We start from the raw sequence: 17,224 nt of genomic DNA on the forward strand, positions 1-17,224 counted from the left end.
CCGGTCCGCAGGCATGCCCCCCCTGGGGGGGAAGCGCGCAGCGCTTCGGGGGGGGGGCCCTACTTCATAGCGGTCAGGCCCAGCGTCTTGCCGACGGTGGCGTTGAAGTCCTTCACGCACTGGGCCGAGCAGCGCGCGGCCCACTTCGGCAGCACGGCCTCTTCGGTGACCTTCTTCAGCAGCGCGCGGTCAGCGTCCGAGGGCTGGACCAGGACCATCTTGCCCTTGACCGGGAACGGGCAAGCGGCGGCGCCCGTGTTGCAGTCATAGCCTTCCTGGGTCTGGCGCGCGGCGGCGTCCCAGATGTTGTCGACCAGCGTCTTCACATTGGTCTGCAGGAAAGTGCGCACGTTGGGGTCCAGCTTGTCCCAGGCCTTCTGGTTGACGGCGTGGATCTGCTGGTTCCAGTTGATCGGCAGCGCGACCAGGTGGGTCGACACTTCGTACCACTTGGCCGAATAGCCGGACAGCGAACCCGTGATGGCGCAATCCACCACCTTGTTCTGCAGCGCGGGCACCACTTCGCCGAAGGCCATGGTCACGCTGGAGCCGCCCAGCGCCTCGACGAACTCGGCGGTGGTGCGGCTGCTGGTGCGGACCTTCTTGCCCTTGATGTCGGCCAGGCTCTTGATTTCGGCGTTGCAGAACAGCACCTGCGCGGGATACGTGGAAATGCCCAGCAGCTTGACGTTGCTGCCTTCGCCATAGAGCTTGGCGTAGACCGGTTCGAACGCGTCGGTGACGGCGCGCGCGGTCTTGACGTCGGGCGCCAGGCCGGCCAGGTCGATCGCTTCGTTGATGGGGTTGTCGCTGGCGAAGTAGGCGAGCGTGGCGGTGCCGAATTCGACCACGCCCTGAGACATCAGGCGCAGCAATTCGGGGCCCTTCAAGCCCATTTCGTTGAAGCCCTTGATGTCGGCCGTGACCTGGCCCTTGGACAGCTCGGGGATGGTCTTGGTCCAGAACGGCTTTTCGTAATCGTTGTAAGCAGTCAGGTTGCTCAGGCCGCCCACGACTTTCAACTGGGTCTTGGGGAGGTCCTGTGCCTGGACGGCGCCGGCCAACAGGCTGGCGGCGACGGCGGCGAAAACTAGCGACTTCTTCATGGACAAAACTCCTGGCTGGCGGGATGGTATGCCGCGCGCCGGATCCCGTTATCCTGGCGGCGCGCGGTGGCAATCAATGAGTCTGGAGATCAGCCGCGCAGCGGCGCGCATCGCGCCTGCGCGGCATGGCTTGCCGCCCGGTTCCGGGAATGGGACATACGCTGGTTCATGCTTTCCCCCCGCTCTAGGCATCCAGGCGATCGTTATTGATGTGGCGCCATTGCAGCGTCAGGGGCGCGGAGCGTCCAATCGTATGTTGCGATACGGGGGTATAAATTTTTCTTTGGTCTCGTGCGCCACGCCCCCCGCGTTTCGCGCAAACGACGCAATGGCGGGGCTTAGCGGGCAGCCGGGCGCGCCGCAACGCGGCCGCGTCGCAAGGCCGCCACGGCCGGCGGCGCAGCCCCTGCTGGGGTAAACACCTAGAGCGGAGTCCCGTCCGCGGCCTGCTCGGCCACCTTCTGCGCCATCTGCGCGATAACGCGGACCGCGTGGCTATCCGGCCCCTGCACCCAGGTGGCCGTGAAGCTCAGTTCCGGCAAGGGATCGGCCTCCACCCGCAAGATGCGCAATTCGCCGCGTGCCAGCTCCTTGCCCAGGAACACCGGCGCGATGACGCTGGTGCCGATGGCGTCCTGCGTCATCCGCACCACCATCGACATCGACGCGCTGCCGTACATGCGCGGCGAACTCACGCCGGCGCGCGTCAACATATCGCGCACCACGCGGTAAGGCGCGCTGTTGGAGGGATAGGTGATGATGGGCAGCTTGCCTATCCGCTCCAGCGTCAGCGGCTCCGGCCCCAGGTCCAGCACCGGGCTCGCCACCCAGGCCAGCGGATAGGTGCATAGCGGCAGGTTCTCGACCCGCGCTTCCAGCACCGGTCCCATCAGGAAGGCCAGATCGATCTGCCGCGACATCAGATGCGAGCGCAGCACGTGGGTCGTGTCGACCTCGATTTCCAGCACCAGCGCCGGATAGTTGGAATGGATCAGTTCGATCAGCGTGGGCAGCCAGGTCTGCACGATGGTCTCGGCCACGCCGATGCGCACCGTGCCGCTCATGACGTTTTGCTCGCGCGCGGCTTCGAACATGTCGCGCCGCACCTGCAACATGCGCTCCGCATGCGACAGCAGTTCATGCCCCTTGGCGGTCAGCTTCACGCCGCGCGCTTCGCGCTCGAACAGGAGCACGCCCAGGTCGGCCTCCAGCGAGGCGATGCGCTGCGACACCGCTGGCTGCGTGGTGTTGAGTTTCTCCGACGCGGCGCGAAAACTGCCCAGCGTGGCCACCCAGAAAAAAGTTTCGATGTTGCGTAGTTCTATCATGAGCCTGTTCCCCCGGCGCGATGAGCGTATCATGGCAGCCGCCCGGTACCTGCAAACCGGCGTTTCAGCCACCAAAGGAGTTTGTCGATGACCCCGGCCGATGACGGTCGCACGCGCCGCGCAGCGCCCGCTTCCAGCGGCCCGATGATGGGGGTGCTGTTGCTGGTGCTGTCGATGTGGACGCTGTCGTGCCTGGATGCCAGCGGCAAGTGGGTGATGAATGCGGGCGTGCCGCTGCTGGTGCTGTCGTGGTTCCGCTATGCCGTGCACCTGGCGCTGGTGCTGACCCTGGTGCTGCCTGCGCGCGGCCTGGGCGTATTCCGCAGCAAGAAGCCGCGCGAACAGATCCTGCGCGGCGGCTCGATGTTCCTGGCCACGCTGATGTTCTTCACCACGCTGAGCTACATCCCGCAGGCCGAGGCCACCGCCATCAACTTCCTGGCGCCGCTGCTGGTGCTGTCGGCAGCGCCCTGGGTCCTGAAGGAACCCGCCCGCCTGTCTCGATTCGTGGCCGCGGGCATCGCCTTCATCGGCGTGATCATCGTGATCCGGCCGGGCGGCGGCCTGGATCCGGTGGGCACGGTGTTCGGCCTGCTCACGGCCTGTTGCTTCGCCGTGCAGTTCATCGCTACGCGGCGCGTGGCAGGCGACGATCCGTTCACCTCGCTGATCTGGAGCGGCGCGGTCGGCACGATATGCCTGACCCTGGCCCTGCCCTTCATCCTGCCGCCCGCCCTGCCCGTGCTCAAGGCGCTGGCGCCGCTGGATTGGGTCGTGCTGATCTCCACCGGCATCACCGGCGGGCTGGGCCATCTGTTCCAGATCGCCGCCTACCGCCGCGCGCCCGCTTCCACCCTGGCGCCCTTTGTCTACCTGCAGATCATCAGCGCCACCTCGGTCGGCTGGCTGGTCTGGGGCCACTTCCCCGACCCGCTGACCTGGCTGGGCATCGCCATCATCTGCGCCAGCGGCATCGGCATCGGTTTGATCGAATGGCGCCGCAGCCGCGCCCAGGCCGCGCCGCTGGCCCGGGCCGACGCACGCTGAGCCGGCAGCGCGCCGGCGCCTCCTCCCGTACAATGCGGGTCGCTTTTTGCGCTTTCGCGCATGGGCGATCCAGGCATTTCCCCGAATCGAGGCTCCCATGATCATCAAGCCCCGCGTGCGCGGTTTCATCTGCGTCACCACCCATCCGGCCGGCTGCGCCGCCAACGTCCGCAACCAGATCGCCTACACCCGCGCCCAGGGGCCGATAGCTGGCGGGCCGAAACGCGTGCTGGTGCTGGGCGCATCGACCGGCTATGGCCTCGCGGCGCGGATCAGCGCGGCCTTCGGCTGCGGCGCGCAGACGCTGGGCGTGTTCTTCGAGCGGCCGGGCGACGCGGCCAAGGCCGGCACGCCGGGCTGGTACAACACGGCGGAATTCCACGAGCAGGCCCATGCCGCCGGCCTTTATGCCAAGAGCATCAACGGCGACGCCTTCTCCGACGAGATCAAGCGCAAGACCATAGACCTCATCAAGCAGGACCTGGGCCAGGTCGACCAGGTGATCTACAGCCTGGCCGCCCCGCGCCGCACGCACCCGAAGACCGGGGAAGTGTTCAATTCGACCCTCAAGCCCATCGGCCAGGCGGTCAACCTGCGCGGCCTGGACACCGACCGCGAAGTGGTCAAGGAATCCGTGCTGGAGCCCGCCACCCAGGCCGAGATCGACGCGACTGTCGCCGTCATGGGCGGCGAAGACTGGCAGATGTGGATCGACGCGCTGCTGGAAGCCGGCGTGCTGGCCGAAGGCGCCAGCACCACGGCGTTCACCTATCTGGGCGAGAAGATCACCCATGACATCTACTGGAACGGCTCGATCGGCGCGGCCAAGAAGGACCTGGACCAGAAAGTCCTGGAGATCCGCGCCAAGCTGGCCGCGCGCGGCGGCGACGCCCGCGTGTCGGTGCTGAAGGCGGTGGTGACGCAGGCCAGCTCGGCGATCCCCATGATGCCGCTGTACCTGTCGCTGCTGTTCAAGACCATGAAGGAAGCCGGCACGCACGAAGGCTGCATCGAACAGGTCTACGGCCTGTACCGCGACAGCCTCTGCGGCCAGACGCCCATCCTCGACCAGGACGGCCGCCTGCGCGCCGACTACAAGGAACTGGATCCCGAGGTGCAGGCCCGCGTGCAGGCGCTGTGGGGCCAGGTCAACAACGACAACATCTACCAGCTGACCGATTTCGCGGGCTACAAGCAGGACTTCCTGCGCCTGTTCGGCTTCGAGATCGAAGGCGTCGACTATGAAGCCGACACCGATCCGGCCGTGGCAATCCGCGGCCTGGCGTAAGCCCCGGCGCTAGCGCGCCATCAGCTCCAGCAGGCGGTCCAGGCCGCCTGCGTCGATTGCGACATTGACCTCCTCGCGCACGGCCGGCTTGGCGCGGTAGCCCACCGACAGGCCCGCCGCGCGCATCATCGGCAGGTCGTTGGCGCCGTCGCCCACGGCGATGGCGCGTTCCGGCCCCACACCCAGCGCCGCGCACACTTCCAGCAGCTTGCGGCGCTTTTCCTCGCCGTCGCAGATATCGCCCCACGCTTGCGGCAGCAGCCTGCCGGTCAAGCGGCCGTCAACGATTTCCAGCACGTTGGCGCGCACGTCGTCCAGTCCCAGGCGCACCCGCAGCCGGTCGGTGAAGCAGGTGAAGCCGCCGGTCACCAGCAGGCAGGTCAGGCCCGCGTCCTTGCACGCCGCGATCAGCGTTTGCGCGCCTGGATTGATGCGCACACGCTGCTCATAGACCTCGTCCAGCGCCGCTTCCGGCATCCCCGCCAGCAGCGCCACGCGCTCGCGCAGGCTCTGCTTGTAGTCCTTGATCTCGCCGCGCATGGCGGCTTCCGTCAGCGCCGCCACCTCGGCCTTCTTGCCCATCAGGTCCGCCATTTCGTCCAGCGTCTCGATCGAGATCAGCGTGGAATCCATGTCGAAGGCGATGAGCTTGTAGTCCGCGAGCGCAAGGGGAGGCGCAATGCCGCGCCAAAAGAGGCCGGGTATCGTGGAGCTGGAATGCATGAGGAATCCTTGGTCTATGCGGTATGTGAGGGGTCGCGCCTTTGCTCGCGCAACCACTCGATGAACAATAGCGCCGACGCGGCGGCCGGGCCATCCTGGCGGTATAGCGCGTGGATGCCGGCGTTCGGCAGCTGCGGGCCGTCGAACAGCGGGCGCAAGCGATCGGCGCGGATGTCGTCTTCCAGCAGGCACCAGGGCGCCAAGGCGATGCCGAGGTCGTTCATGGCGGCCTGCATGCACAGGAACTGGTGGTCGAACACCGGTCCCGGCAATTGCGCGGGCACGTCCACCTTGGCCAGCGCGAACCAACGCGGCCAGTGGTCCATGCCGCCCGCGATCTTCAGCAGCGGATGCCCCAGGCAATCCGCGGGCGCAGCCAGTCGGTTGCGCTCGATGAAGCGCGGCGACGCCACCGGCACGTGGAAATCGTCCAGGCAGTGCACACAGGCCAGGTCGGAGTGCGCCATGTAGCCATGGCGGATCAGCACGTCGCTGCCGGTGTCGCCGCCGCGGTCCAGGAACGACCGCCCTTGCGTGGTGAGCTGCACGTCCACGCCCGGATGCCGGGCCTGGAACGCCGACAGGCGCGGAATCAGCCACTTCATGGTCAGGGACGGCGTGGCGCAGACGCGCAGCACGCCGCCGTAGGCGGGCGATTTCAGCTTGGCGGTCGCGGCCGCGATGCGCTCCAGGCTGGCCTGGATTTCCGGAAAGTAGGCCTGGGCGCAAGGCAGCAGCGCCACGCCGCGCGCCTCGCGCGCGAACAGAGGCTGCCCCACGTACTCTTCGAGTATGCGGATCTGCTGGCTGACCGCGCTGTGCGTAATGCTCAGTTCGTCGGCGGCCGCGGTGAAGCTGCGCAGACGCGCCGCGGCTTCGAACACGCGCAAGGCCTTGAGCGGCGGCAGGCTCTGCCCCGCCATTTCAGTTGCGGTCCGCCCGCGCGCCGGCCTGGCGCCGCGTAGTGCTGCTCTTTCCCACGGTTTCCCTTGTCGTCTATTTTTCATTGGCGCGGCTTGCGCGCGCCTGTGTCATCCAGCCGCATTCTAGGTGATAGCCCGCGCGCCGACCTCTTAGAAAAACTAACGACTACCCTTAAAAAACACCGCTGGTCGGGCGCGCAGCGCGTTTCTATGATGCCGGCAACCTCAGGCAGGAAGCGAAACATGGCATCAATCACCGTAGACGGCATCGTCAAGACTTTCGGCGGGCAGCAAGTGCTGCGCAATCTGTCGCTGCACATCCCCGACGGCGCGTTCTACACGCTGCTGGGACCCAGCGGCTGCGGCAAGACCACGCTGCTGCGCTGCATTGCGGGCTTCTATGCCCCCGACGGCGGCCGCCTGTTGTTTGACCAGGACGACGTGACCCACGTGTCCGCGCACCGCCGCGACATCGGCATGGTGTTCCAGGACTATGCGCTGTTCCCGGACAAGACGGCTTTCGACAATGTGGCTTACGGCCTGCGCGCCCGCGGCGTGGCGCGCGCCGAGATCACGCGGCGCGTCAACGAAGCGCTGGACAAGGTCGGCCTGCTGGCGCTCGCCGACCGCTATCCCGCGCAGATGAGCGGCGGGCAGCGCCAGCGCGTGGCGCTGGCGCGCGCGCTGGTGATCCGGCCGCGCGTGCTGTTGATGGACGAACCGCTGTCCAACCTGGACGCCAAGATGCGCCTGCAGATGCGCGACGTGATCCTGGACCTGGTGCGCGAGGCCGGCATCACCACCGTATTCGTGACGCACGATCAGGAAGAAGCGCTGGCGATGTCCGACCGCATCGCCATCATGGACCGCGGCGACATCGCCCAGCTGGGCACCCCGGAAGAACTCTACGGCACGCCGGTAAACGCCTACGTGGCGGACTTCATCGGTTCGGCCAACGTGATCCCGGTGCCGGCCCGCAACGGCCAGGCCGGCGCCCCCGCCGGCCATGTGCGCTACGAGATCTGCGGGCTGGGCTTTGACGGCGTGCAAGGCAGCGACCAGCTGGACGGCAAAGGCGTGCTCATCGCCCGCCCTGAAGAGCTGGCCTTGATGGCGCCCGCCCCTTACGTGCCCAATACCTTGCCTGGCAAGGTGCTGCGCCGGCAATACCTGGGCTTCAAGACCGCCTACCGCATCGCGCTGGACAACGGCTCCGAGATCCGCGTCGAGCTGCATGCCGGCAACATGGTGGCGCAGTTCCAGCCCGGCGAAGCCGTACAGGTGCTGATTCCCGCCGACAGCCGCGTCGTCAACGCCTGAGGACGCGCCGACCATGAAAATCAAATGGTGGCCCTGGGGCATCCTGACGGCAATCAGCCTGGCTCTGCTGCTGTTCTTCGTGCTCTATCCGCTGGCCGTGCTGTTCAGCAACAGCGTCACCGGGCAGGATGGCGGCTTCACGCTGGAGGGCTTCAAGGCCCTGCTGGCCGACTCTCAATACATCGAGGCCTTCGGCAATACGCTGATCCTGGGCCTGGCGGTCACGGCCTGCACCGTGCTGGTGGGCGTGCCCTTCGCCTACATGGTGGCGCGCTTCGACTTTCCGTTGAAGAACCTGGTGGCGATCCTGCCGGTGCTGACCATCGTGATCCCCGAGATCATCGTGGGCCAGTCCTGGCTGCTGATCCTGGGCAACAACGGCATCCTGACCAACCTGCTGGGCGACGCCGGCATTTCGCTGCCCTCGTTCTACGGCTGGACCGGCATGGTGTTCTCCATGACGCTGGTCTACTACACCTACATCTACCTGGGCGTGCTGGCGGCGCTGCGTGGCTTCGACGGCCAGCTCGAAGAAGCGGGCCTGAGCCTGGGTACGCCGCCGCTCCTGACCAAGCTGCGCGTGCTGGTGCCGGTGCTGCTGCCCGCGGTGCTGGTCAACGCGCTGGTGGTGTTCACGCTGGTGGTGGGCAACTTCGCGCTGGCCATGCTGCTGGGCAGCCGCGTGCCGCTGCTGTCGGTCATGACTTACAACACCTTCGTCAGCGAAATGGGCGGCAGCCCGACGCTGCAGAGCGCGATGTCGGTCGTGTCCATCGCCATCGTCGCCATCGTGCTGTTCTTCCAGAAGCGCGTGGTCGAACGCAAGGTCTACACCATGACGCAGGGACGCGCGCCGGCCGCTACCCGCGTGCGCTCGTGGACCGCCCTGCTCTATACCAGCGGCGTGGGCCTGATCATCTTCATTTCGCTACTGCCGCTGATCGTGGTCTTCATCGCCGCCTTCACCAAGACCAGCGGCCCGGTCATGCAATGGGGCCAATGGTCGTTGGCCAGCATGCAGCGCGCGCTGCATGGCGCGCCGGAGCCCATCCTGAACTCGCTCAAGTTCGCCTCGCTGGCCACGGTGCTGGGCGTGGCCTTCGCGGTGCTGGTCAGCTACCTGACGATCAAGAAGCGCAGCGCGTCCACCCAGGTGCTGGACTACATCGTGGTGCTGCCCCTGACCATTTCGGGCACGGTGCTGGGCATCGCGCTGGTGCAGACCTTCAACACCGGCTGGCTGGTGCTGGCGGGTACGTCGGGAATCATGGTGCTGTGCTACACGGTGCGGCGCCTGCCCTTCGCGGTGCGCAACGCCTCGTCGGTGCTGTTCAACATTCCCGAGTCGATCGAGGAAGCCTCGATCAGCCTGGGCGTGTCGCCGCTCATGACCTTCTTCAAGGTGATCCTGCCCGCCATGAAGGCGTCCATCATCTCGGCTGCCATCCTGATGTGGCTCACCACCATTTCCGAGCTATCGGCTTCCATCGTCGCCTACAGCGGCGGCCTGGAGACCATGCCCATCGCCATCTTCCGCCAGGTCGACGGCGGCAGGCTGGGCATGGCGTCGGCCTACGGCGCGGCGCTGGTCACGGTCATCGTGCTGCCCATCATCGTGTCCGTCAAGGCGTTCCGCATCAAGCTGTTCTCCGGTAAATAACCCACTCGCACAGAGGCTAACCATGCAATTCAAGCACCTACTTCAGTACAGCGTCCTGGCCGCCGCCCTGACCGCCGGCGCCGCCCAGGCCCAGAATGTCGTGCTCTATTCGTCCAACAACACGGAGACGATCGAAACCGCCCTGGACGCGGTGAAGCAGAAGTCGCCGAAATTGAACGTGCAGCCCGTCACCGGCGGCACCGGCACGATGATGAAGCGCATCGAGGCCGAAGCGCAGAACCCGCGCGGCGACCTGTTCTGGAGCGGCGGCTTCGGCACGCTGGGCGCTTACCGCCAGCACCTGCAGCCCTACCGTCCGGCCGACCTGGACAAGATCCCCACCGAATTCCGCGGTCCGGACGATCTGTGGGTGGGCACCAACGTGCACGTCATGGTGATGATGGTCAACGAGCGCCAGCTCAAGGGCCTGCCCGCGCCGGCCACCTGGTCCGACTTGATGCAGCCGCAATGGAAGAACAAGTTCGCCATCACCGACCCGTCCAAGAGCGGCACGGCCTACATGCTGGTGTACGGCCTCTTCAAGCAATTCGGCCAGGAAGGGTTGGACAAGATCGCCGCCAACGCGGTGGTCACCGCATCCTCCGGCACCACCTACAAGGGCGTGGCCGCGGGCGAGTATGCCGTGGGCATGACGCTCGAGTACGCCGCCCAGGAATACGTGGCCGGCGGCCAGAAGGAGATCAAGCTGGTCTACCCGACCGAGGGCAGCTACCTGGCGCCGGAAGGCATGTTCATCATCAAGGGCGCGAAGAACATGGATGCCGCCAAGGCACTGTACGACGGCCTCTTGAGCAAGGAGTCGCAGGAAGCCCAGCTGGTGAAGAACTTCCGCCGCCCGACGCGCACGGACGTGGCCGTGGCCAGCCTGACCACCCTGCCCGACCTGAAGACCATCAAGATCTTCCCGGTCAGTCAGGATGCGGCCGCGAAGGAGTATGAAGCGGTGGTGGCGGCCTGGAACCAGGCCGTAGCCAAGGCGAAATAGATAGGCCCCCACGCCGCGCCCCTTCGGGGCTAGCTGCCCCCGAGGGGGCTGGCTCACCTTGGGGCGGCCCGGCGGTGGGCCGGCGGCATCAGGCGCCGTTGACCATCCGCCCCGCGGCTAACACCAGCTGACGCCCGCAACGGGCGGCCAGCTGCGGATCGTGGGTCACCAGCACCAGCGTGGTGCCGTGCTCGCGATGCAGGTCGAACATCAGATCGATGACCGTCACGCCAGTGGCAGCGTCCAGACTGCCGGTGGGCTCGTCCGCGAACAGCAGGTCCGGCTGCACCACGAAGGCCCGCGCGAGCGATACGCGCTGCTGCTCGCCGCCCGACAAGGTGCGCGGATAGTGATGCAGGCGCTTGCCCAGCCCCACCCGTTCCAGCATGGCCTGCGCCGCGTCGCGGGCGGATTGCCCGGCCAGTTCCAGCGGCAGCATCACGTTTTCCAGGGCCGTCAGGTTGGGCAGCAGCTGGAATGACTGGAACACGAAACCCACATGATTGGCGCGCAGGCGGGCGCGGCCATCCTCGTCCAGCGAGAACAGGTCCTGCCCGGCCAGGCGCACGCTGCCCGCGCTGGGAACATCCAGGCCCGCCAGCAGTCCCAACAGGGTGGACTTGCCCGACCCCGAACTGCCAGTGATGGCCACGGCGCTGCCCGCCTCGACCGTAAAATCGATACCTTCCAGGATGGAGAGCGTGCCGCCGGCATCGGCCACCTGCTTGCCCAGCCCTTTCACCTCGATCGAATTCTTGTTATCCATGCGCCTATTTTCCCGTCTGCTACTCATGACCGCCATGGCGACCGCCGTCGTGGCGCCCGCCCACGCTCAGACCGCCGCCGCGGCCCAGGGTTCCGCGCCCCGCACGGTGTTGGTCCTGGGCGACAGCCTGTCGGCCGAATACGGCATCAAGCGCGGCACCGGCTGGGTGCCGCTGCTTTCCGCCCGCGTAGCGGAACAATACCCCAAGTACCAGGTCGTCAATGCCAGCATCAGCGGCGACACCACCAGCGGCGGCGTGGCCCGCCTGCCTGCATTGCTGCGCCAGCACGCGCCGGCCGTGGTGGTGCTGGAGCTGGGTTCGAACGACGCCCTGCGGGGCCTGCCCCTGAACATGACCGAGCAGAACCTGCGCACCATGGCCCAGGCCGCCCGCAAGGCCGACGCGCAGGTCCTGATCGTCGGCATGCAGATCCCGCCGAATTACGGCCGGGACTACACCCAGCGCTTCGCGCAGGTCTTCCCCACGGTCGCCAAAGACGAAAACGCCCGGCTCGTGCCCTTCCTGATGGAAGGTATCGCAACGAACCGGGCGATGTTCCAGGCTGACGGCATCCATCCAAACGAGGATGCCCAACCCTTGCTACTGGACAACGTGTGGCCGACGCTGCGGCCACTGTTGAACTGACGCTGTTGAGCCGAGTCTGGCTGATCAGCCGGCTGCCGGCTGATCGCCGCGGATGACCGCGGCGGCGGCGGGCAGCACCTGCACCTTGTACTCTTCGCGCAGCATGCGCAGCATGGCTTCGTTTTCAGCCTGGCCCCAAGCGCCGGACAACTGCTGCGCCAGGCGCTCCTTGTCGGCCGGATCGACCGTGCCGGCCTCGACCTTTTCCAGGCGCGCCAGCGTGTAGTCCGAACCCGATTGCACACCGGCGTAGGCCGGCAGCGTGGCGGCGGGCAGGCGCATGACGGCGTCCAGCACCGGACGCGGCAGATCCTTGGGATCCTGGCGCGACACGACCACCGGCGCGCCGAAACCTTCCGGCGCGGCCGCGGGGTTGGCGCGGTCGGCGGCCAGCGCGGCTTCGCCCGCCTTCTTGGCGGCTTCGGCCGAACGCTCGTCCAGCAGCTTGGCGCGGATGGTGTCCGAGACCTTGTCCAGCGGCGGCACGTGGGCCGGCTCGACGGCGGCCACGCGCAGGGCCAGCATGGTGTCGGGCGAGAGTTCGATCACGCCGGAGTTCTGCTTTTCACGCAGCACGTCGGGCGAGAACAGCACCTGGCGCACGCGCGGGTTGTCCAGCAGCGCGGCGTCGGGGCCGGCTGCGGCCGAGCCCGGGCCGGCCTTGTCGGCGGGCAGCAGGCCTTCGCGGGTCACGCCGGAAGCGGTGCGCAGCTTCAGGCCGACGGTGTCGGCGGCGGGCTGCAGGCTGTCGCGCTGGTCATAGACCTGCTTGTTCAGCTGGCTGGCCATTTCCGAGAAACGCACGGCGGCGAGCTGCTTGCGGACTTCGGCGGTGATCTGGTCCTTGACCTCGGCCAGCGGCTTGATGGCGGCGGGCTGGATTTCGGTGACCTTGACCACGTGCAGGCCGGACGGGGTTTCGATCACGCCAGACACCTGGTCCTTGGCTTGGCCGAAAATTGCCTTTTCCAGCGGACCGGTCAGCATGCCGGGCGCGAGCCAGCCCAGGTCGCCGCCATTGGAAGCCGAGCCCGCGTCCTGCGAGTTCTTGCGCGCGAGTTCGGCGAACTGCGCCGGATCGGCGGCGGCCTGCTTGGCGAGGTCTTCGGCCTTGGCACGGACAGCCTTGCGGGCGTCTTCGGACGCGCCGGGAGCCAGGTTGATCATGATGTGGCTGGCGCGGCGGCGTTCAGGCTGGCCGAAGCGGTTCTTGTTCTGCTCGTAGTAGGACGCGAGATCCTCGTCCTTGACCTGCACGCCTTGCGTGGCGGCGGCCTCGTCCAGCACCAGGTACTGGACCTGGACCTGTTCGGGAATCTGCAGCTGCTGCTTGTTGGCGTCGTACCAGGCCTGGATATCGGCCGGGCTGACGGTGACTTGCGAGCGGTAGTCGGCGGCGGCGAAGCGGCGCAGTTGCACCGTGCGCTGCTGCGTCAACGCCGTTTCCAGCGCAGCCACGACCTCGCCGGGCGCGCGGGCCGACTGGCCAACGGGCTCCAGCACGCGCGCGACCGCCAGGTCACGGCGCAGGCCGGCTTCGAACGAGGTCGGCGACATGCCTTGCGCAGCTAGCACCTGGCGATAGCGCTCGGGCGAGAAGCGGCCGTTGTCCTGGACTTCCGGAATCGCGGCAATGGTGTTGCGCAGCGTTTCGTCGGACACCGAGAAACGGTTGTCGACCGCGACGTTGGCCAGCAGACGCTGATTGATCAGCTGGTTGAGCAGGCCTTCGCGCAGTGCCGGCGTGTCGATGACGGCCGGATCGAACTGGGCGCCCAGGCGCTGGCGGAACTGCTCCAGCTGGTTGCGGTGCGCTTGATCGAACTCGGCCCGCGACACGGGCTGGCCATTGACCGTGGCCAATTCAGGCTCGGCGCGCATGAAGCTGTCATAGCCTTGAATACCGACCAGGAAGAAGGACGGCACAATCAGAAGCAGCAGGATGAACTGCATCCAGCGCCGATGGCTGCGAATAAATTCGAACATGGAATCCCTGTTGCCGCACCCCAGGCGCACGCCCGAAGCCGCAAGAAAACGCATAAAAAAAGGCGAACCAGATTCGCCCTGTTCCCATACCGGTCAATACCGGATCAGCGGGCGGATTTTACCATTTCTCATTCGCCGCGCAGCCTAGGGATCTTTCGAATGCCATCCGTGGCTGCCCTCCGGGTTCGGCGGCACGAAACCGGGGACCGAGTCAACCCGGGGAAGCACCATTTCCAGCCCCTTGCGTCCCTCGTATCGTGGCCTGTCAGGGTAAGCCCGCATTACCGCTGACGCCGCGTCCCCAAAGGATGTGGCCCCTTCCACGCACGCTCAGAGGTACACACTGATGCCGTACACATCTCCCCGCCTGCAACTCCTGCGCACCTGCATCGCCCTGGCCTTCGTCGGCGCCGCCCCCGCCGCGCTGGCCGCGCCCGTCGCCGCTGTCCACGAAGCCGCCCAAGCCCAGCAGCAAGGCATGCTGGACACCATGCGCGACCTGGTCGGCATCGAGTCGGGCAGCAAGGACGTCGAAGGCGTTGAGCGCATCGCCGTCCTGATCCGCGACCGGCTCAAGGCGCTGGGCGGGACCGTCGAGATCATCCAGCCCGCCGACGTGTTCCGCCTGGACGACACGCCGGAAAAGGTCGGCCCCATGGTCCATGCGGAATTTAAGGGCAAAGGCCAGAAGAAGATCATGCTGATCGCCCACATGGACACCGTCTACCGCAACGGCATGCTCAAGGACCAGCCCTTCCGCATCGACGGCGACAAGGCCTACGGCCTGGGCATCGCCGACGACAAGCATGGCGTGGCCGCCATCATCCATACCCTGACCCTGCTGCAGAAGCTGGGCTTCGAGGACTACGGCACCATTACCGTGCTGATCAACGGCGACGAGGAAATCAGCTCGCCCGGCGCGCGCAGCACCATCACCCGCCTGGGCGCCGACCAGGACGCGGTGTTCTCGTTCGAAGGCGGCGGCGCGGAAGCGCGCCTGACGCTGGCCACCAGCGGCATCGGCGCGGCCTACCTGACCGTACAGGGCAAGACCTCGCATGCCGGCGCGCGCCCCGAAGGCGGCGTCAACGCCCTGTATGAATTGGCCCATCAGCTGCTGCAGCTGGACAAGCTGTCCAAGCCCGAGGAAGGCTTGAAGCTGAACTGGACCGTGGCCCAGGCCGGCACCAACCGCAACGTCATTCCGGGCCAGGCCACCGCCCAGGCCGACGCCCGCGCGCTGCGCGTTTCCGACTTCGACGCGCTGTCGCGCACGTTGGAAGAACGCGCACAGAAGAAGCTGCTGCCCGAATCCAAGGTCAGCGTGAAATTCGAGGTGCGCCGTCCGCCCCTGGAAGCCACGCCCGCCTCGCGCGCCCTGGCCCAGCACGGCGTGCAGATCTATAAGGAAATGGACCTGCCCATGAAGGTCGTGGACCGCGCCAGCGGCGGCGGCACCGACGCCGCCTTTGCAGCGCTGAAGGCGCGCGGCCCGGTGATCGAAGGCATGGGCCTGAGCGGCTTCGGCGCGCATTCCAACGACGCCGAGTACATCCAGATCAACAGCATCGTGCCGCGCCTGTACCTGGCGGCGCGGATGATCATGGACGTGTCGCAGGACAAGGCGCCCATGAAATAGGCCTATGGACCCGCCGCGGCGTTCTCGCGCGCCGCGGCATGGCCGAAACCGGCGTGCAGAAGGAGTATCCTTGCAACCCTGACCAAAAGAACCCGAAGCAACACCCAAATGAGCGCAAAACTCCCCTCCTGGCCCTACTCCCGTTACATCGCGCACCGCGGCGGCGGCCGTCTGGCCCCGGAGAACACCCTGGCCGCCATGCGCGTGGGCGCCGAGCACGGCTTCACGATGTTCGAATACGACGTCAAGCTAAGCAGCGACAACGTGCTGGTGCTGATGCACGACGACGACGTCGACCGCACCTCCAACGGCCGGGGCCCCGCTGCCGCCAAGACCTACGCCGAGCTTGCCCAGCTGGATTTCGGCAGCTGGCATTCAGCCGCCTACGCTGGCGAGCCGCTGCCCACCTTCGCCGCCGTCGCCCGCTACACGGTGGCCAACGGCATCGCCAGCAATGTCGAGATCAAGCCCTGCCCGGGCCGCGAAGCCGAGACCGGCCGCGCCGTGGCGCTGGCTGCGCGCCAGCTGTGGCAAGGCGCGGCCGAACCGCCGCTCCTGTCCTCGTTCGCGGAAGAAGCGCTGCAGGCCGCCCTGGAGACCGCGCCCGAATTGCCGCGCGCGCTGCTGGTGGAGAAGGTGCCCGCCGACTGGCGCGAACGCCTGGCCAAGTACGAGTGCGTGGCCCTGAACATCAATCAGAAGGACGCCACCCCTGAGCTGATCGATGCCGTGCATGCCGCCGGCTACCGTATCGCCGCCTGGACCGTCAACGACCCGGAGCGCGCCCGCCTGCTGCTCGACTGGGGCATCGACGGCATTTTCACCGACGAGCTGGCCGCGATCCGGCCCGCCGCCTGAGGCAGAACGCCCGTGTTCAGTTACCGCCACGCCTTTCACGCCGGCAACCACGCCGACGTGCTCAAGCACGCCATCCTGATCCACACCCTGGATTACTTCAATAAAAAGGACGCGCCCTACTGGGTCATCGATACCCACGCCGGCGCCGGGCTCTACAGCCTGGATAGCGATTGGGCCGCCAAGACCTCCGAGTTCGCCGACGGCATCGGCCGCCTCTGGGAAGCCGAAGACCTGCCTCCCATCCTGGCCGAGTACGTCGCCCGGATCCGCGGCTACAACACCAATGGCCGCCTCAGGCGCTATCCCGGCTCGCCCTGGCTGGCGCTGGACGCAATGCGTCCGTCCGACCGCCTGCGCCTGTTCGAGATGCACCCGACCGAGATCGACACGCTGGTCGGCAACCTGGAACACCAGGGGCGCGCCGCGCAGCGCCAGACCACGATCTACGGCGACGACGGTTTCGAAGGCGTCAAGGCGCTGCTGCCGCCGCCCACGCGCCGCGGCATGGTGCTGATCGATCCTTCGTACGAAGACAAGAACGACTACCGCCGCACGTTCGTCACCATCAAGGAATGCATCAAGCGCTTCGCCACCGGCACCTATGCCGTCTGGTACCCGCTGGTGCAACGCCGTGAAGCTGGCGAAATGGCCCGCCACCTGGAAAACCTCAAGGTCAAGAGCTGGCTGCATGCGACGCTGACCGTCAAGAAGGCGACCATCGACGGCTACGGCCTGCATGGCAGCGGCATGTTCCTGATCAATCCGCCCTGGACGCTGCACGACGCATTGAAGCAGGCCATGCCGTATCTGGCCCGCACGCTGGGGCAGGACGAGCGGGCTGGATTCACGCTGCAGTTCCGCGAGAATCCGTTCCCGGTGCCGAAGAAGCAGTCGGACGACTGATCCGGCGCACAAGCAAAAAGGCCAC

Annotated in this window: 15 protein-coding genes; 9 read left to right on the plus strand and 6 right to left on the minus strand. The window is 66.8% G+C overall.

Features of this window, described 5'->3' with window-relative positions; genetic code table 11:
• Positions 1-59: 59 nt before the first annotated feature.
• A complete protein-coding gene (locus ACZ5YA_RS06055) occupies positions 60-1,106 on the minus strand; it encodes a TRAP transporter substrate-binding protein (RefSeq protein ID WP_059375731.1) in 1,047 nt (348 codons plus the stop codon).
• 422 nt (positions 1,107-1,528) lie between these two features.
• A complete protein-coding gene (locus ACZ5YA_RS06060) occupies positions 1,529-2,434 on the minus strand; it encodes a LysR family transcriptional regulator (protein ID WP_059375727.1) in 906 nt (301 codons plus the stop codon).
• An 87-nt stretch (positions 2,435-2,521) separates the two neighbouring features.
• Here ACZ5YA_RS06060 and ACZ5YA_RS06065 point away from each other — a divergent pair, with 87 nt between their 5' ends.
• Positions 2,522-3,481 (plus strand): DMT family transporter, encoded by a 960-nt coding sequence (locus ACZ5YA_RS06065; protein ID WP_464092194.1) that lies wholly within the window; start codon positions 2,522-2,524, stop codon positions 3,479-3,481.
• 97 nt (positions 3,482-3,578) lie between these two features.
• A complete protein-coding gene (fabV, locus tag ACZ5YA_RS06070; protein WP_118932043.1) occupies positions 3,579-4,769 on the plus strand; it encodes an enoyl-ACP reductase FabV in 1,191 nt (396 codons plus the stop codon).
• A gap of 9 nt (positions 4,770-4,778) precedes the next feature.
• Here the strand turns inward: fabV and serB are convergent, their stop codons facing one another.
• Together serB and ACZ5YA_RS06080 are read right to left on the minus strand one after the other, a co-directional pair.
• Positions 4,779-5,492, minus strand: coding sequence for a phosphoserine phosphatase SerB (serB, locus tag ACZ5YA_RS06075; protein ID WP_251879959.1), 714 nt, complete (start codon positions 5,490-5,492; stop codon positions 4,779-4,781).
• 14 nt (positions 5,493-5,506) lie between these two features.
• Positions 5,507-6,415 (minus strand): LysR substrate-binding domain-containing protein, encoded by a 909-nt coding sequence (locus tag ACZ5YA_RS06080; protein ID WP_059375717.1) that lies wholly within the window; start codon positions 6,413-6,415, stop codon positions 5,507-5,509.
• A gap of 243 nt (positions 6,416-6,658) precedes the next feature.
• On the opposite strand from ACZ5YA_RS06080, the gene ACZ5YA_RS06085 reads away from it, so the two are divergent.
• Genes ACZ5YA_RS06085 through ACZ5YA_RS06095 form a run of 3 tightly spaced genes read left to right on the plus strand, consistent with a single transcriptional unit; the run spans position 6,659 to position 10,401 of the window.
• Positions 6,659-7,735, plus strand: a complete 1,077-nt coding sequence (locus ACZ5YA_RS06085) for an ABC transporter ATP-binding protein (RefSeq protein WP_059375714.1) — start codon at positions 6,659-6,661, stop codon at positions 7,733-7,735.
• Positions 7,736-7,748: 13 nt separating this feature from the next.
• Positions 7,749-9,395 (plus strand): ABC transporter permease, encoded by a 1,647-nt coding sequence (locus tag ACZ5YA_RS06090; protein WP_059375712.1) that lies wholly within the window; start codon positions 7,749-7,751, stop codon positions 9,393-9,395.
• Between the two features lie 22 nt (positions 9,396-9,417).
• Entirely contained in the window at positions 9,418-10,401 is a 984-nt protein-coding gene (locus ACZ5YA_RS06095) for an ABC transporter substrate-binding protein (protein WP_059375707.1), read from the plus strand.
• Positions 10,402-10,489: 88 nt separating this feature from the next.
• On the opposite strand, the gene ACZ5YA_RS06100 is transcribed toward ACZ5YA_RS06095, so the two are convergent.
• Entirely contained in the window at positions 10,490-11,167 is a 678-nt protein-coding gene (locus ACZ5YA_RS06100) for an ABC transporter ATP-binding protein (protein ID WP_054454006.1), read from the minus strand.
• On the opposite strand from ACZ5YA_RS06100, the gene ACZ5YA_RS06105 reads away from it, so the two are divergent.
• Positions 11,166-11,813 carry an arylesterase gene (locus ACZ5YA_RS06105; protein ID WP_059375705.1) on the plus strand — a complete coding sequence of 216 codons (648 nt, stop codon included), beginning with the start codon at positions 11,166-11,168 and terminating at the stop codon, positions 11,811-11,813. The two genes, ACZ5YA_RS06100 and ACZ5YA_RS06105, sit on opposite strands and share 2 nt — an antisense overlap.
• 24 nt (positions 11,814-11,837) lie before the next feature.
• Here the strand turns inward: ACZ5YA_RS06105 and ACZ5YA_RS06110 are convergent, their stop codons facing one another.
• A complete protein-coding gene (locus tag ACZ5YA_RS06110) occupies positions 11,838-13,799 on the minus strand; it encodes a SurA N-terminal domain-containing protein (protein ID WP_464092195.1) in 1,962 nt (653 codons plus the stop codon).
• A gap of 346 nt (positions 13,800-14,145) precedes the next feature.
• Here ACZ5YA_RS06110 and ACZ5YA_RS06115 point away from each other — a divergent pair, with 346 nt between their 5' ends.
• The 3 genes from ACZ5YA_RS06115 (at position 14,146) to ACZ5YA_RS06125 (ending at position 17,199) form a co-directional block, all read left to right on the plus strand.
• Entirely contained in the window at positions 14,146-15,438 is a 1,293-nt protein-coding gene (locus ACZ5YA_RS06115; RefSeq protein ID WP_059375699.1) for a M20/M25/M40 family metallo-hydrolase, read from the plus strand.
• A gap of 108 nt (positions 15,439-15,546) precedes the next feature.
• A complete protein-coding gene (gene ugpQ, locus ACZ5YA_RS06120) occupies positions 15,547-16,296 on the plus strand; it encodes a glycerophosphodiester phosphodiesterase (protein WP_059375697.1) in 750 nt (249 codons plus the stop codon).
• A gap of 12 nt (positions 16,297-16,308) precedes the next feature.
• Positions 16,309-17,199 carry a 23S rRNA (adenine(2030)-N(6))-methyltransferase RlmJ gene (locus tag ACZ5YA_RS06125; RefSeq protein ID WP_059375695.1) on the plus strand — a complete coding sequence of 297 codons (891 nt, stop codon included), beginning with the start codon at positions 16,309-16,311 and terminating at the stop codon, positions 17,197-17,199.
• Positions 17,200-17,224 lie beyond the last annotated feature (25 nt).

This window comes from Achromobacter sp. JCM 18799 (genome assembly GCF_055395645.1).

What these genes read in the sequence shown, in the direction of transcription:
- ACZ5YA_RS06055 (WP_059375731.1), bottom strand. Translation starts at nt 1,106, where the DNA reads ATGAAGAAGTCGCTAGTTTTCGCCGCCGTCGCCGCCAGCCTGTTGGCC.
- ACZ5YA_RS06060 (WP_059375727.1), bottom strand. Translation starts at nt 2,434, where the DNA reads ATGATAGAACTACGCAACATCGAAACTTTTTTCTGGGTGGCCACGCTG.
- ACZ5YA_RS06065 (WP_464092194.1), top strand. Translation starts at nt 2,522, where the DNA reads ATGACCCCGGCCGATGACGGTCGCACGCGCCGCGCAGCGCCCGCTTCC.
- fabV (WP_118932043.1), top strand. Translation starts at nt 3,579, where the DNA reads ATGATCATCAAGCCCCGCGTGCGCGGTTTCATCTGCGTCACCACCCAT.
- serB (WP_251879959.1), bottom strand. Translation starts at nt 5,492, where the DNA reads ATGCATTCCAGCTCCACGATACCCGGCCTCTTTTGGCGCGGCATTGCG.
- ACZ5YA_RS06080 (WP_059375717.1), bottom strand. Translation starts at nt 6,415, where the DNA reads ATGGCGGGGCAGAGCCTGCCGCCGCTCAAGGCCTTGCGCGTGTTCGAA.
- ACZ5YA_RS06085 (WP_059375714.1), top strand. Translation starts at nt 6,659, where the DNA reads ATGGCATCAATCACCGTAGACGGCATCGTCAAGACTTTCGGCGGGCAG.
- ACZ5YA_RS06090 (WP_059375712.1), top strand. Translation starts at nt 7,749, where the DNA reads ATGAAAATCAAATGGTGGCCCTGGGGCATCCTGACGGCAATCAGCCTG.
- ACZ5YA_RS06095 (WP_059375707.1), top strand. Translation starts at nt 9,418, where the DNA reads ATGCAATTCAAGCACCTACTTCAGTACAGCGTCCTGGCCGCCGCCCTG.
- ACZ5YA_RS06105 (WP_059375705.1), top strand. Translation starts at nt 11,166, where the DNA reads ATGCGCCTATTTTCCCGTCTGCTACTCATGACCGCCATGGCGACCGCC.
- ACZ5YA_RS06100 (WP_054454006.1), bottom strand. Translation starts at nt 11,167, where the DNA reads ATGGATAACAAGAATTCGATCGAGGTGAAAGGGCTGGGCAAGCAGGTG.
- ACZ5YA_RS06110 (WP_464092195.1), bottom strand. Translation starts at nt 13,799, where the DNA reads ATGTTCGAATTTATTCGCAGCCATCGGCGCTGGATGCAGTTCATCCTG.
- ACZ5YA_RS06115 (WP_059375699.1), top strand. Translation starts at nt 14,146, where the DNA reads ATGCCGTACACATCTCCCCGCCTGCAACTCCTGCGCACCTGCATCGCC.
- ugpQ (WP_059375697.1), top strand. Translation starts at nt 15,547, where the DNA reads ATGAGCGCAAAACTCCCCTCCTGGCCCTACTCCCGTTACATCGCGCAC.